The 14,252-nt window shown below is 57.1% G+C and carries 12 protein-coding genes; 1 reads left to right on the top strand and 11 read right to left on the bottom strand.

Annotated features, from left to right (window positions below):
• Positions 1-149: 149 nt before the first annotated feature.
• From AAFM46_RS04110 to AAFM46_RS04060, 11 genes are all read right to left on the bottom strand, one after another.
• Positions 150-944: a MazG family protein gene (locus tag AAFM46_RS04110; RefSeq protein ID WP_343319714.1), complete on the bottom strand. Its 795-nt coding sequence runs from the start codon at positions 942-944 to the stop codon at positions 150-152.
• Positions 934-2,172, bottom strand: coding sequence for an adenosine deaminase (locus tag AAFM46_RS04105; protein WP_343319713.1), 1,239 nt, complete (start codon positions 2,170-2,172; stop codon positions 934-936). Before AAFM46_RS04105 ends, AAFM46_RS04110 begins: the two co-directional genes overlap by 11 nt.
• Positions 2,173-2,218: 46 nt before the next feature.
• Entirely contained in the window at positions 2,219-3,277 is a 1,059-nt protein-coding gene (locus AAFM46_RS04100) for a DedA family protein (protein WP_343319711.1), read from the bottom strand.
• Between the two features lie 244 nt (positions 3,278-3,521).
• Positions 3,522-4,844: a thymidine phosphorylase gene (locus AAFM46_RS04095; RefSeq protein WP_343319710.1), complete on the bottom strand. Its 1,323-nt coding sequence runs from the start codon at positions 4,842-4,844 to the stop codon at positions 3,522-3,524.
• A gap of 88 nt (positions 4,845-4,932) precedes the next feature.
• On the bottom strand, positions 4,933-5,346 hold the full coding sequence (locus AAFM46_RS04090; RefSeq protein WP_283530865.1) for a cytidine deaminase: 414 nt from the start codon (positions 5,344-5,346) through the stop codon (positions 4,933-4,935).
• Positions 5,347-5,361: 15 nt separating this feature from the next.
• Positions 5,362-6,657, bottom strand: coding sequence for an ABC transporter permease (locus tag AAFM46_RS04085; protein WP_343319708.1), 1,296 nt, complete (start codon positions 6,655-6,657; stop codon positions 5,362-5,364).
• Positions 6,654-7,883 (bottom strand): ABC transporter permease, encoded by a 1,230-nt coding sequence (locus AAFM46_RS04080; RefSeq protein WP_343319706.1) that lies wholly within the window; start codon positions 7,881-7,883, stop codon positions 6,654-6,656. The genes AAFM46_RS04085 and AAFM46_RS04080 overlap by 4 nt, the downstream gene beginning before the upstream one ends.
• A complete protein-coding gene (locus AAFM46_RS04075) occupies positions 7,880-9,445 on the bottom strand; it encodes an ABC transporter ATP-binding protein (protein ID WP_283530540.1) in 1,566 nt (521 codons plus the stop codon). Before AAFM46_RS04075 ends, AAFM46_RS04080 begins: the two co-directional genes overlap by 4 nt.
• Positions 9,446-9,601: 156 nt before the next feature.
• Positions 9,602-10,711 (bottom strand): BMP family ABC transporter substrate-binding protein, encoded by a 1,110-nt coding sequence (locus AAFM46_RS04070; protein ID WP_283530867.1) that lies wholly within the window; start codon positions 10,709-10,711, stop codon positions 9,602-9,604.
• Between the two features lie 337 nt (positions 10,712-11,048).
• Positions 11,049-12,257: an amidohydrolase gene (locus AAFM46_RS04065; RefSeq protein ID WP_343319705.1), complete on the bottom strand. Its 1,209-nt coding sequence runs from the start codon at positions 12,255-12,257 to the stop codon at positions 11,049-11,051.
• Positions 12,258-12,377: 120 nt separating this feature from the next.
• On the bottom strand, positions 12,378-13,523 hold the full coding sequence (locus AAFM46_RS04060; RefSeq protein ID WP_343319703.1) for a mannose-1-phosphate guanylyltransferase: 1,146 nt from the start codon (positions 13,521-13,523) through the stop codon (positions 12,378-12,380).
• Positions 13,524-13,859: 336 nt separating this feature from the next.
• Between AAFM46_RS04060 and sdhC the strand changes: the two genes are divergently transcribed.
• Positions 13,860-14,252 (top strand): succinate dehydrogenase, cytochrome b556 subunit, encoded by a 393-nt coding sequence (sdhC, locus tag AAFM46_RS04055; protein ID WP_283530546.1) that lies wholly within the window; start codon positions 13,860-13,862, stop codon positions 14,250-14,252.

The following is a 14,252-nucleotide window of genomic DNA, read 5'->3' as shown; positions in this document are numbered from 1 at the left end:
GCTCCTAAAAGTCAGCTTTGTAGTGTAAATGTCGACCACGCTGTCCCCTCAAGCCTAACCCGCCCGAGTGACCGGGCACTCATTGCTACGCTCAGAGCGCCAATATGGCGTGGCGAGATTGGCACCAGTTGAAGCAGCGGACGCTTGCCTTAGTGGTTGCGGCGCACATTGCGCTGTGTCTTGTGCTGTGTTTTGCGCTGTGTCTTGCGCAGCGTCTTGTGCACTGTCTTGCGCAGGGCCTGCTCGGCATCCAAGCCACGCTGTTGGGCAAGACGGACGACGTCGAACAGTACGTTCCCGAGCTCTTCTTCAGTGCCGATCCACTCACCGAGAGCGCCCACGCCCGTGGTGGGCTGGGCCACTCTGGGCTGGGCGCGCTCCAGATCAATGCCGGCGCGTTCCGCGCGCTCCACAACCTTTTGTGCCATGGCCAGCGCCGGCAGCGTGGCCGGAATCCCTGTGAAAGGACTGGACTGTGCAGGCGCTTTTTCCGAGCCCGTTTCTTCGATGCGTTTGGCACGTTCGGCGGCTTTAACCCGTTCCCACGTCTCTTCGATTTCAGCGATGGAAGCAGGAAAGCTCTCCTGTAGGGTGCCGTCGGCGTGGAAGACGTGCGGACTGCGCCGAATCATTTTTTCCGAGAGCCCATGGGCCACATCGGCAAGCCCAAAGTGGCCCTGCTCCGCAGCCAGGTTGGCGTGGAGCACCACCTGCAGCAGAATATCGCCCAGCTCATTAGCCATTTCGGCTGTGTGTTGTGTTTCAACGGCTTCAATGAACTCGTAGGATTCCTCCAACAGGTACTTAGTCAAGGATTCATGAGTCAGGGCGGCCGTCCACGGGCAGTGTTCACGAAGAGCCGCAATGACGCCAACAAGGCGGGCTATTTCCAGCTCACTGGAAGTAGCCCGCCCCTTGCAGTTGTGCTGCGTGTCAGCTTTCAAGCGTGGATTCGTCCTCGTCCATGAAATCGTCAGCAAAATCATCCGCGCTGAAGGCTACAAATCCTTCGGAGTCTGCGAAATCATCCAATTCATCCATTGCATTTTCATAATGCTCAACGATGAAATCTTCCAACTCTTCGCGCGCCTCAATGGGCAGGAACGTTGCATGCACCGCGTTCAAGGTCATTTCAAGGACAGTGTCCAGTCCGTAGCCAAAAGCTTCGATGAGCAAGCCAAATTCGCCGCTCAATGTGGTCCCGCTCATGAGCCGGTTGTCGGTGTTGACGGTGACGTTGAAACCGAGCTGGTGCAACAGTTCAATCGGGTGTTCTGCAATGGTGGTGCCAAACGCGGCCATGGCGCCGGTTTGCAGGTTGGAGGATGGGCACAACTCAAGGGGAATCTGGCGGTCCCGCACCCACTGTGCCAAATCGCCCAGGGTGAGCGTGCCGACGTCGTTCCCGTCTTCCTCCTGGACGTCCAAGTGGATGTCCTCTGCGATGCGCACGCCGTGGCCCAGGCGCAGGGCACGGCCATGAACAAGTGCGTCCTGGATGCTCTCAAGCCCGGCAGCCTCGCCGGCGTGAACGGTGACGGGGAAGTTATTTTCGGCAAGGTAGGTGAAGGCCTCGCTGAAGCGGGAGGGCAGAAAACCATCTTCGGCGCCGGCAATATCAAACCCGACAACACCGTTGTCCCGGTGGCGCACAGCAAGTTGGGCGATCTCGGAGCCGCGATCAGCATGACGCATGGCCGTGATGATCTGGCCAACTTCAATGTATCCGCCAGCTTCATCAACGGTGTCCATGCCCTCCTCAAGGCCCTCTTGGACCGCTTCAACGGCCTCATCAAGACTCAGCCCGGCTGTGAGGTGCTGCTCAGGCGCCCAGCGAACTTCGCCGTAAACCACCCCGTCCTCGGCCAGGTCTTCGACGAACTCACGGGCCACCCGGACAAGCGCATCGTGCGTTTGCATGACGGCAACAGTGTGTTCAAACGTTTCAAGATAGCGTTCAAGCGAACCTGAATCCGCCGACTGCACAAACCATTCACGCAGCTTTTCCGGATCGGTGGAGGGCAGTAAATGACCTGTTGCACCCGCCAACTCAATGATGGTTTCAGGACGTAAACCGCCGTCCAAGTGGTCGTGCAGGGATACCTTTGGCAACGATTTCAGGTCCACAACGGGGGCGGACGTGGCAGCGTGCTCTGAAGTTGGGTTAGTCACAATCCCCACTCTAGGGTTGTGTTCGTCGCTGCGCTAGTTGGGCACGCTACAGGGCCTGGCCGGTGGACTCCCCCGAGTGCGCAGTGATGGGAACCCGGCGCTGCCCGGCAAGGTGCTTGGGCGGCTCCGTTGCCGGGTTTGCAGGGGAGGCATTTGCAGGGGAGTCAAAGAAACGTTCGACGCCGGCGCCTCCCCCACCCGCGTTTGTTCCGTTCGCCACGGGCGCAGTTTTTGCCCCATTCCGGGCGGCAGCGTCCGGGCGGATGGCTCCGGTCACGCTGTCGCTGCCGTCGCTGCCCGTGGTTGCGTCTTGGGTTGCGTCTTGGGTTGCGTCCTGGGTTGGGTCTTGAGTCGTGTCAACGACGGCTGGGGCGTTTCCGGCTTCCAACTGCGCTCTTGCTATGCGCTCCGCCGCCTCAGCGTGGACACGGGCTGCGTGCTGGGCTGCCATGAGCCCGGGCTCGGGGCGTGGCGCCACCCTGCCACGCTTCTCCAGAATATGATGCAGGTATTTGATGGCGTGATCCACTATGAAGCCAATGGCAATGGCAAAGACAATAGCAATTCCCACACCCAACAGCGGGTTGTCATGGACCCAGCGGCCGGCAAAAGTTCCCACGGCCACTGAATAGCAGGCCCACGTCACCACAGCGATGCCATCGAGCACAACAAAACGACGCCAAGGAAAATAGGTGGCCCCTGCTGTGAAGTTCACAGCAATTCTGCCCACAGGAATATACCGGGCCGTGAAAATCAGGATGGCCCCGCGTTTTTCCAGTTCTCTGCCGGCCCAGGCGAAGGCTTTCGCTCCCCGAGGTTTCCGCATCCACTTAAACCGTGTGGTGCCCAGGGTTCTGCCCAAGAGGTAGGCAATGTTATCCCCGATCATGGCCCCCATGGAGGCGCCGATGATCAGCAGCCAAATATTCGGCTGGCCGGTGCGTGCGGAGATGGAGGCCAAAGCAACAATGGCTGTCTCGCTGGGTAAGAACAAGAAGAAGCCATCAATCAGGCAAAAAAGGCTGACGATGGGGATCACCCACCATTGTGAGGCGGAATGCTCGATCAGAACATTAATCTGATCGACTATGTGCAAAAAGTCCACCTGGGACGGTTCCTCTCCAATGGGATTATCAGCTCTAAGCTTCCCACCACATTGTCCGGCTTGGTATCCATCCGAAGGAGGAGATTCCACCGTTTTTCTCAGCCTATGGGATTACTTAGGATGAATAACCCCTAGCTGCAGCAATTCTCGCTATTTCACTGAACGTTCACCCACCTGCGTCGAGGTTGGAGATGATGACACCCCGGATGGGGTGTCATCATCTCCAACCTCGACGCAGGGCCGGTTAAGCGATACGGCCGATGATAAGTTTCGACGCTGGGCGAGAGCCCTCAGGTGCAATAGTCACGGCACCTTCGAGTGCTTCTTTGGCCCGGTCAAATTTCTCCGGAGTATCCGTCAGTAGCGTCATGAGTGGTTCGCCGGCGCGAACCATGGCGCCGGGTTTGGCATGCATCCGCACCCCGGCTCCTGCCTGGACAATATCTTCTCGCCGGGCCCGTCCGGCGCCCAGGCGCCATGCAGCGACTCCCACCGCCATGGCATCAAGGCCAACCAATACGCCGTCGGCCGGGGCATAGACAACCTCAGATTCACGAGCCACTGGCAGTGCCGCGTCAGGGTCTCCACCTTGGGCAGAAATCATGCGCCGCCACACATCCATGGCACGTCCGTCCTTCAGCGCAGCAGCGGGATCAGCGTCGCGGATGCCGGCAGCTTCCAGCATTTCCTGCGCCAACCTCACGGTGAGTTCAACGACGTCCTCCGGTCCGCCACCGGCCAGCACCTCCACGGATTCCTGGACCTCAATGGCGTTTCCTGCCGTAAGTCCCAGCGGAGTGGACATGTCGGTCAGCAGCGCCACGGTGTTCACCCCTGCGTCCTTGCCCAAGGCAACCATTGTTTGCGCCAGCTCCCGTGCCATGTCCACGCTCTTCATGAACGCCCCGGACCCAACCTTCACATCAAGCACAAGCGCACCCGTACCTTCGGCAATCTTCTTGCTCATGATGGAGGAGGCGATCAGTGGAATCGCTTCAACCGTCCCGGTGACATCCCGGAGGGCATACAACTTCTTATCGGCAGGCGCCAGACCGGCCCCAGCGGCGCAAATGACCGCGCCCACATCGGCTAGCTGACGCATCATCTGATCATTGGTGAGATCCGCTCGCCAGCCCGGGATCGCCTCCAGCTTGTCCAATGTGCCCCCGGTGTGGCCCAGTCCCCGACCCGAAAGCTGTGGCACAGCTGCGCCAAATACTGCGACAAGGGGAGCAAGTGGCAACGTGATCTTATCGCCCACCCCACCCGTGGAGTGCTTGTCAGCCGTTGGCATCACCGCACCCTTTGCATTGCGCAGCGAAGAGAAATCAAGCGTATCTCCGGAGGCAATCATGGCGGCCGTCCACTGGGATATTTCCTGCCGGTTCATCCCGTTGAGCAAAATAGCCATGTTCAGTGCGGCCATTTGTTCCTCGGCGATGGTGCCTCGAGTGTAAGCATCAATGGTCCACTTGATTTGATCAGCGCTCAATATGCCCTTGTCACGCTTGGTCCGGATGATGTCAACAGCGTCAAACGCGGGGCCTGCATAAGATTCAGGGTTCATAGTGTGTCCATCCAATTCTCAGTATTGAGTGTCTCTGCTGCGCTGACTGTCTGCGATGACTGTCTCTTAGTTAAGCCTTGGCAGGGCGCTAATCTGCCGACGCACCCGCTGCTCGTTCCAAGTCCCTCGGGCCAAAGGCGTCGGGCAGGATTTGGGCCATGGTTTTTACCCCGGAGGAGGTCATCAGCCGCGTCTGCGCCGTGCTGAACTCGAACAGGATCTGCCGGCAGCGCCCGCACGGCATCAGAATTGCCCCGTCTCCGTCTACACAGTAGAACTCCGTGATGAGCCCTCCGCCGTTCATCTGTGCAGCGCCAATCATGGTGCACTCTGCACATAAAGTCAGTCCGTAGCTGGCATTCTCTACGTTGCATCCGGAGACAATGCTGCCATCAGCTAGTCTGGCCGCGGCCCCTACAGGGAACTTCGAATAAGGCACATAGGCGCGCCTCAGTGCTGCCGTCGCGGCCAGGCGGAGGGGTTCCCACTGCGCCTCGGACATGGTTGTGTTCACCGCTTACTCCTTAATATATGGTTCGCCGTCGGCGGCTGGAGCCAGTGCTTTGCCAACAAAGCCGGACACAGCCAAAATTGTCAGGGCATAGGGCAACATGGCCAGGAACTGCCCGTCAATGGGAGTACCAGCGAGGGAAAGAATGCTTTGTAAATTCCCTGCCACGCCAAACAACAAGGCGGCAAGGGCAGCACCAATCGGGTTCCACCGGCCAAAAATCAATGCGGCCAGAGCAATAAACCCAAGGCCACCGGTCATGTCCTTGCTGAAGCTGCTGACAGCCACAAGTGTGAAGTAGGCACCGCCTACCCCAGCCACTGCCCCACCGGCCAGCACGTTTAGCACACGGGTGCGGTTGACGTTGATGCCCACAGTATCTGCTGCTTTGGGGTGCTCCCCCACTGCACGCACACGCAGTCCCCAGCGGGTGCGGAAAAGCCCAAACCAGAGTGCCACTACAAGCACCAGCATGAAGTAACCAATGATCGACTGCCGGAACAGCGTGGGGCCGATGATCGGAATCTCAGACAGCAGCGGAATGGGGATGTTAGGCAGGTGTGCGGGCTGGTTGAAGATGGTCTCGCCGTTAACCTTTGTCTTCATGATCTTTTCAAACAGGAAACCCGTCAGACCCGAAACAAGCACGTTGAGCACCACACCAACAATGATCTGGTTGACCACGTACTTAATGCTGAAAACTGCCAAGAGAACAGAGACAAGCACCCCTGCCACAGCAGCCGCAAAGAGACCCGCGAACGCGTTATGCGTAATCGAGGCCACCAACGCGGCTGTGAACGCGCCCGCCAGCAACTGCCCCTCGATGGCGATGTTAACAACACCGGCGCGTTCCGAAAGTACTCCTGACAAGGAACCAAACACCAAAGGCGTGGTTATGAGCATGGCTCCGGTGAACAGTCCAACGAGCGTGATGTTCTGGGTGGTGGTGCCACCGATCATCCACACCATCAGACCAATAACAAAGACCACGGCAAAGGTCATAACAACCCATTTAGCGATTTTTCCGGTCACCTTGGTCTGGCTGTATGCCAGATAGGCTAGACCAACACAGAGCACCGAGACAATGATGCCCATAATCTTCGCTGGTAGGACCAAGTTGGGAACCTGCCAGGCATCGTTCTCTTGGGAGATGCGGAAGGTGGCTGTGCCGTCAGGGCCCAACACAATGAAGACGGCGACGGCGAACAGCGCCAATACGCCCAGGAGGATCGGAATTTTCCAGCTGCGAATGGCGACAGCGTCAACCACTTGACTTGTTTTGCTCTTGGCGGTGATGCTCATGCTGCAACTCCTTCATGGCGCACTGCCTTGATCCGGAACATGGAACGCACCAAGGGTGGCGCGGCAATGAACAGCACAATCAGGGACTGCACCACGGCAACAATGTCAATGGAAACGTCGGCGTTGATGGCCATTGAGGTGCCACCTGCCTTGAACGCGCCAAAGAGGATCGCGGCAAAGAACGTCCCCCAGGGTTTGGATCGGCCCAAAAGTGCCACTGTAATAGCATCAAATCCGATACTGCCGGCAATGTCAGAATCGAGAATTTTCTCTGTTCCGGCCAGCTGGGTGACGCCCGCAAGTCCGGCCAGGGCGCCGGAGATCAACATGACGGTGATGTAGCCGCGGGAGACCAGCATGCCAGCGGTCCGTGCTGCCCGCGGATTAGCACCTATTGCGCGGTATTCGAACCCCAGCGTGGAGCGGTTTAGCAGCCAAGAGACAACAAAGACTGCCAGCACGGCCACGATCAGCCCTGCATGCACACGGTAATTGGGGCCCAGCAGCAGCGGGAACATGGCACTCTCGTGCATGCGGGGGCTGATGGGGTTGCTGCTATTGGGATCGCGCAGTTGGTTTTTGAGCAGGTACAGCACCAGCGAGACGGCGATGTAGTTGAGCATAATGGTCACGATCACTTCGTGAGCACCCGTGCGAGCCTTTAAGAACCCAGCAATGCCGCCCCACAGCGCACCACCAATGGCACCAGCGAGCACCACGGCTACCAAGTGGATGCCCGGAGGCAGCTCAATCATGAAACCAACGACGCCGGCAAAAGTGGCGCCGATGATCAGCTGACCCTTGGCACCAATGTTGAACAGCCCCACCCGAAACGCCAGTGTCACGGCGAGTCCTGAAAGGATCAACGGTGTTGCGAAGGTCAGAGTTTCGAAAATACCCAATCTTCCCTGCCAGGTACGGGAACCTGGGTCATAGGTTGCACCGCGCCACAGGGCACCATAGGCTTCCGAAATGGCAGCCCAGATGGCTTTGAACGTGGCACTTGGATCACCAAAGAAGTAGCCCAGTGCACTGGTTACCCGCGTATCGGTGAAAGCAATGAGTATCCCACCAATGACAAGTGCCACCAGCACCGCCAGAACGGAGATCATCGCGTTGCCGCTGACGATTTCACGCATCAATTGGCTGCTGTTGCTTTCTTTCTGCGCTACAACTGGCGTCTTTGGGGACTCCGGTGCAGGCTTATTCACATCCACCCCACTCATTGCTGTTCACCTTCGTTGGTGGTGCTTTCTGTATTTTGTGTACTCATTTGTTCCTGTGCTTCTTCTGCGCTGAGGCCTGCCATCATCAAACCCAGCAATGCTCGGCTTGATTTTCCGGGGACAATACCCATGAGCCGGCCGGCAAAAAGTACTGCAATCCTGTCGGCAAGTTCCAGTACTTCATCTAGTTCCGTCGAGACGATGACTACGGGGGTACCGGCGTCCCGTTCGGCGACGATCCGTTTGTGTAAGAATTCGATCGAGCCAACATCCACCCCTCGGGTGGGTTGAGATGCCATAAAAAGTTTCAACGGCCTGGAAAGCTCTCGGGCCAGCACCACTTTCTGCTGGTTTCCCCCGGATAGCGTGTCTGCCTCATCCTGTGCAGACTGTGCCCGAACATCGAATTCGGCCACCTTTTCCACGCCGTTCTGGGCAATAACGGACCGATTCAAGGTACCCCGACGGGAAAAGGGTGCGTTCTTGTACAGATCCAAGATCAGGTTTTCGGCAATGGACATCTCGCCCACCAGCCCATCGTCTTGTCTGTCCTCGGGGACAAAGCCAACTCCGGCATCAAGAATCTGGCGGACACTGCTTCCCAACAGCTCTTTGCCCTCCAAGGTGATGGAACCACTGACATGCTTGCGCAAACCCAGGACAGCCTCAGTAAGTTCCGTCTGCCCATTGCCCTGCACCCCAGCAATAGCCAGAATTTCTCCTTGGGCAACATCCAGGCTGACGTTATCTAAAAGTCTGAGTCCGGCGTCGTTGAAGACTGTCAGCTTGGAGATTTTCAAGGTGACCTCGCCGGGTTGCGCATCAGCCTTATCCAGGTTCAGGTTCACGGCGCGTCCCACCATCATGGCGGCCAATTCGGTGGTGGATGCTGATGGGAGTGCCGAGCCCACCACCTTGCCGCGGCGGATCACCGTGATGGTGTCCGCGACGGCTTTGATCTCGCGCAACTTGTGAGTGATGAACACGATCGAGGTGCCACCCTCTCTCAGCTGACCCATGATCTCCATAAGCTCATCGGTTTCCTGAGGTGTGAGCACGGCGGTGGGCTCATCAAGGATCAGGATTTTAGAGTTCCTCACCAGCGCTTTGATGATTTCCACTCGCTGCTGCACACCCACGGGCAGATCTTCTACCAACGCGTCCGGATCAACATCGAACCCGAATTTATCCGATATCTCGCGGATCTTCTTTCGCGTTTCTTCAAGGTTCAACACGCCGCCGAAGCTGGTGGCTTCAGCACCGAGTGCCACATTTTCCGCGACAGTAAAAACGGGAACCAGCATAAAGTGCTGGTGTACCATCCCTATTCCTGCAGCCATGGCATCTGAGGGCCCCGCAAACTTCACCGGTTTGTTATCGACAAGAATTTCGCCGGAGGTGGGCTCATAGAGGCCGTAAAGGACATTCATGAGAGTGGATTTTCCGGCGCCATTTTCACCGAGCAGGCCGTGAATCTCACCGGATTCCACCACCAGATCAATGTGGTCGTTCGCCACCAAGGCACCAAAGCTCTTAGTGATGCCCCGAAGTTCTAATTTCAACGTTTTAACCCGTCTGCGGATAATTTTCTTCTAATAGGTGCGTGTTGCTCGGCGACTCTTGGGTGCCATCGCCACCGCTGCCACATCACCAAGCTGATGCTGGTGATGTGGCAGCGGCGGCATTTCCGGCTTGCTCAGGGCAAGCCCGGATGGCGTCTACTTCGGGCTGGACTTCGACGCTACCTTGATGGATCCGTCGATGATGCCCTTCTTGATCTCATCCAGCTGAGTCTTGGTATCGGCATCAACAGCAGATTCCAGATCGTGGAACGGGGCAAGGGACACACCGTCGTTCTCAAGGGTGCCAATGTAGGGAGCAGGATCAAACTTTCCACCCAGATCGTCCTTGACAATGGTTTCCACTGCCTCGCCCATGGTCTTGACAACCGAGGTCAACAGAATGGACTTGTAAGTAGGCGCCGTCAAGTAGCCGTCGGAGTCAACCCAAACAAGCTTGGCATCCTTGCCGCCCTTGTTTGCTGCCAAAATGGCGTCACCTGCACCCTTACCCAACGGGCCGGCAACGGGCATGATCACGTCTGCGCCTTCAGAGAGCAGGTTGTTCGTGATCTTTGTACCTTCCTGAATGATTTCGAAGGTGTTGGCAAAGGAGCCCTGCTGGGTTTCAGAATCCCAGCCCAAGAGCTGCACGGTTTTACCCTGCTTCTCGTTGAAGTACTTCACGCCTTCGGCAAAGCCATCCATGAAGATTGTCACCGTAGGGATGTTGATTCCACCGAACGTACCGACTTTGCCGGTTTTAGATACTGCTGCTGCGGCATAGCCGGCCATGAATGCGGCCTGAGCGGTGTCATACACAACAGGCTTGACGTTATCTGCCTTGATGCTGTTGTCATCGATGATGGCGTAATGCAGATCCGGGTTGTCCTTGGCTGCTGTCGCTGTGGCTTCTGCAAGCAGGAAGCCAACGGTGACGGTCAGGTTACATCCGGCGCTGGCCATTGTGGCCAGGTTCGGGGCAAAGTCAGCAGTACTTGAGGACTGCGCTTCCTTCATTTTGATGCCGAGGTCCTTCTCAGCCTTCTTCATACCCTCATATGAGGACTGGTTGAAGGACTGGTCATCGAATCCACCGGAGTCCGAGACAATGCAGCCCAAGTAGTCGGCTGCGCCGGCATTTGCTGAGCCGCTCGCGTCTCCGCCGGGAGCAGGCGGTGCTTCTCCACAGCCCGTGAGCAACAGCGCCACGGCGCTAACAGCTACGGTTCCAACAATGGCTCCACGTTTGACTTTATTGATGAGCAGGTTTTTCAAGGTTCCTCCATAAGGTGTGTGTACGCAGTGGAGGAGTGAGCCTCAAATGTGGTGACGGGTCAGCCTGATACAAAAGGAACAACATTGTCCCGTTGTGAGAAGCAAACTCGACTACTTTGATGCACCCCCGCAATGCGGCGCTAACCAACACCATAGTGTCACTTTGCCGTGCGCAGGTAGGGAGTCAGGGGATGTGAGGTTCATCGTTGGGGAACCGTTACACAACGGTTGCAAGTAGCAGATAAAGTTTGCAAAAAAGTGCGCGCGTTAAGCGCTTCAAGCCACTGTTTGCGCTACACTCCAGCTCTTGCCACCTGCCGCTGAGAAGCTACTCCCAAGTGCTAGTACGCAGGGTGCGCAATGCGGCCGCGCAAAGCACTCTGATACCCACGGCCAACGCGCGTTCATCCACAATGTAATCACCACGGTGCAAATCATATTCTTCCCCGCCAGGAACATGGGTTCCCAGGCGCATCAACGACCCGGGGATGCCTTGTAAAAACCAGGCGAAATCCTCAGCCCCCATGGACTGAGGCGCCAACACCACGGACTCTTCACCCAATTCAGCTCTGGCGGCGGCTTCAATGACAGCAGTTTCATGTTCTGAGTTCACCACTGGGGGCACGCCTCGGGTGTGTTCCAGATGCACATCCACACCGAAAGGTGCCGCAACTTGCTGCACAACCGCGTCAAGGAGCTCTCCTGCCGCATGCCATGCTTCGCGATCAAGGCAACGCATGGTGCCACCCATGACACCGTGCCCAGGAATTGCATTCGGCGCAGAGCCGGCATGAATTTGCCCCCACACCACTGACACGCCGCTGCGGACGTCCACTCTGCGGGAGAGAACCGCAGGAACACTGATGGCAATCTCCGCCAAAGCGAAAACCAAATCCTCGGTCAGGTGAGGCCGGGAAGTGTGCCCTCCACGGCCCGAGAGCTCAATTTTAATGGTGTCCGAGGCGCTGGTGATGGGACCGATCCGAGTCCCAATTTTGCCGACGTCAATGCGTGGATCACAGTGCAAGGCCATGATGCGTGGCACACCGTCAAGTGCGCCCTGGTCAATGCATGACAGGGCGCCACCTGGCATGGTTTCCTCTGCGGGCTGGAAAATGATTCTGATGGTCCCACCCAGCGTGGTGTGCTGATGCATCTTTGCCAGCACTAAGGCAATGCCAAGCATGCACGCCGTATGAAAGTCGTGGCCGCAGCCGTGGGTGACCCCGTGGTTGCGGGAGGCAAAGGCCAGCCCAGTCTCTTCCACGATGGGCAAGGCGTCAATGTCCCCACGCAACGCCGTCGTAATAGGACCTTCGCCTACATCAACTATGACCCCTGTACCGTCCAGTCGGCGAGGCGAAAGACCGGCTTCAAGCAGGCGATCATAGATCTTTGCCGTGGTCCTGAACTCTTGGAACGACAACTCCGGGTGGGCGTGAAGGTCACGGCGGAAGTCAAGGACCTCTCCCAGCAAGGGTTCAAGCCAGGGGCCTACGAGCTCAGTCGGTTCTGTTTCCAGGGAGTAATTGCGCACACAAGAAACTCTAGCCTCGTCCGTGCGTCGTGGCTGTATTCGCTTCTCTGCGTTACTTTGCCGCAGCCAACCATTTGCACTCGGACAGTTTCCGGGGCTAAGGGCTCCTTAGGCAAAGAGCTACAGGACGTCTATGTCGCCGTTGGCCTTGAGCCCATCAACAGCTCTCTTTACGAGCTGCGAATGAGCTCGCGTTGTCACAAGCAGCGCATCAGGAGTGTCAACCACCACCACATCTTGGATGCCAATCAAGGCAATCACGCGCTTGGTGTCGGTAACAACAATGCCTGTGCTGTCCTCTGTGAAGACTCGTGCGCCTTCACCAATAACCTTGACGTTGTTGTTTTCTTTGGCGCTGCTAAGTCGCGCGATGGCCGCGAAGTCACCAACATCGTCCCAGCTAAAGTCCCCTGGAATGACTGCCACATCCCCAGCGTCTGCTGCAGGCTCGGCCACTGCATAGTCAATGGCAATTTTCGGCAGTGTGGGCCACACCCGATTTTTGACGATGACTCGTTCGGGGGTGTCCCAGGCACGCGCAATCTCCATCAAACCCTCATAAAGAAGAGGTTCATTAGCTTTGAGGTGGTGGAGCATCAAAGACACCGGCGCAACGAACATACCGGCGTTCCAGTTGTACTCTCCACTGGCGAGGTATTCTTCCGCGACAGCTTGGCTGGGTTTCTCAACAAACTTCACCACCGCGTGGGCGCTGGGCGCACCAGCAATGTTCAGCGGCTCCCCCGTGAGGATGTAGCCAAAACCTGTGGAGGCGTGAGTTGGCTTGATGCCAATGGTGACGATCTTCCCGGTAGCCGCTGTGTAGATTGCCTCGCGCACAGCATCCTGGAACTTACCTACCGGGCTGATGACCTGATCGGCTGCGAAGGAACCCATGATGGTGTCTGGATCGCGGGTGAACAAGATGGCGGCAGCCAAACCGATGGCGGCCCCTGAATCTTTTGGTTCCGTTTCAAGAACAAGATTCTCATCAGCAATCTCGGGCAACTGGCGGCATACCGCTTCACGGTGGGCATCCCCGGTCACCAAGAGGACCCGCTCCCCGCTGAGTGGGACAAGCCGGTCATAAGTGGCGCGGATCAACGTACTTCCACTGCCTGTTAGGTCGTGGAGAAATTTTGGTGCCGCCGCTCGGGACAACGGCCACAGCCTTGTGCCAACACCGCCTGCAGGGATAACGGCGAAGAATTTATCTAAGGGCTCCGTTGCAGGGGGAACGTTCTCAACCAAATTTTTCGTATTCATCAACACAACCATAAGCGATGTCCGCACATCCAACGGTGCTAACTGCGGTCAGTGGCGTGAAACTTCCACCCAGGGTCGTAGGTCAGGGATACCGGCGTCGACCTTTAGGACAGGCAAGTGCGCCAACAGGCGAAAGAGCTGTAACTGCCGGGACACGGCCCTACAAAGCACCGATTTGAGACTGACTTGTGATTTGCTGCATAGAGCAAGGAGTGCCTAAGTTGAATATGCTGTTAGCTAAGCCTAAATTTAGGCTCAAGTATGAGTGCTCACGCCGTGTGCGTTTCCCCGCGTGGAACCACGCCAGCGCAACGGTGACGCAGGAAGGTTTATTCAGTGCCGACAAAACCAGCTGGCACTCTGTATCGCGGCCGAGAAGGCATGTGGTCCTGGGTGGGACACCGTATTACCGGTGTAGTTATTTTTATTTTCTTGTTGGTGCACGTTTTGGACACCTCTTTGGTGCGAGTGTCCCCAGAGGCGTACACAGCAGTCATCGGGGCGTACAAAAACCCCATCATGGGACTGGGCGAGGCCGGCCTCGTTGCAGCAATCGTGTTCCACGCTTTTAACGGCCTGCGCATCATTGCCATTGACTTTTGGAAAAAGGGTCCCAAGTACCAGCGTCAATTACTCTGGGGTGTTCTTGCCTTGTGGGCTGTGACAATGATTCCGTTCCTGATCCGTCACCTCACCATTGTCTTCTCCAATTTCTTCGGAGGGAACTAA

The organism is Arthrobacter sp. TMP15, from assembly GCF_039529835.1.
Lineage (GTDB): Bacteria > Actinomycetota > Actinomycetes > Actinomycetales > Micrococcaceae > Specibacter.
The sequence above is the reverse complement of the archived record's forward strand: the minus strand, read 5'-3'. Positions and strand labels throughout refer to the sequence as shown.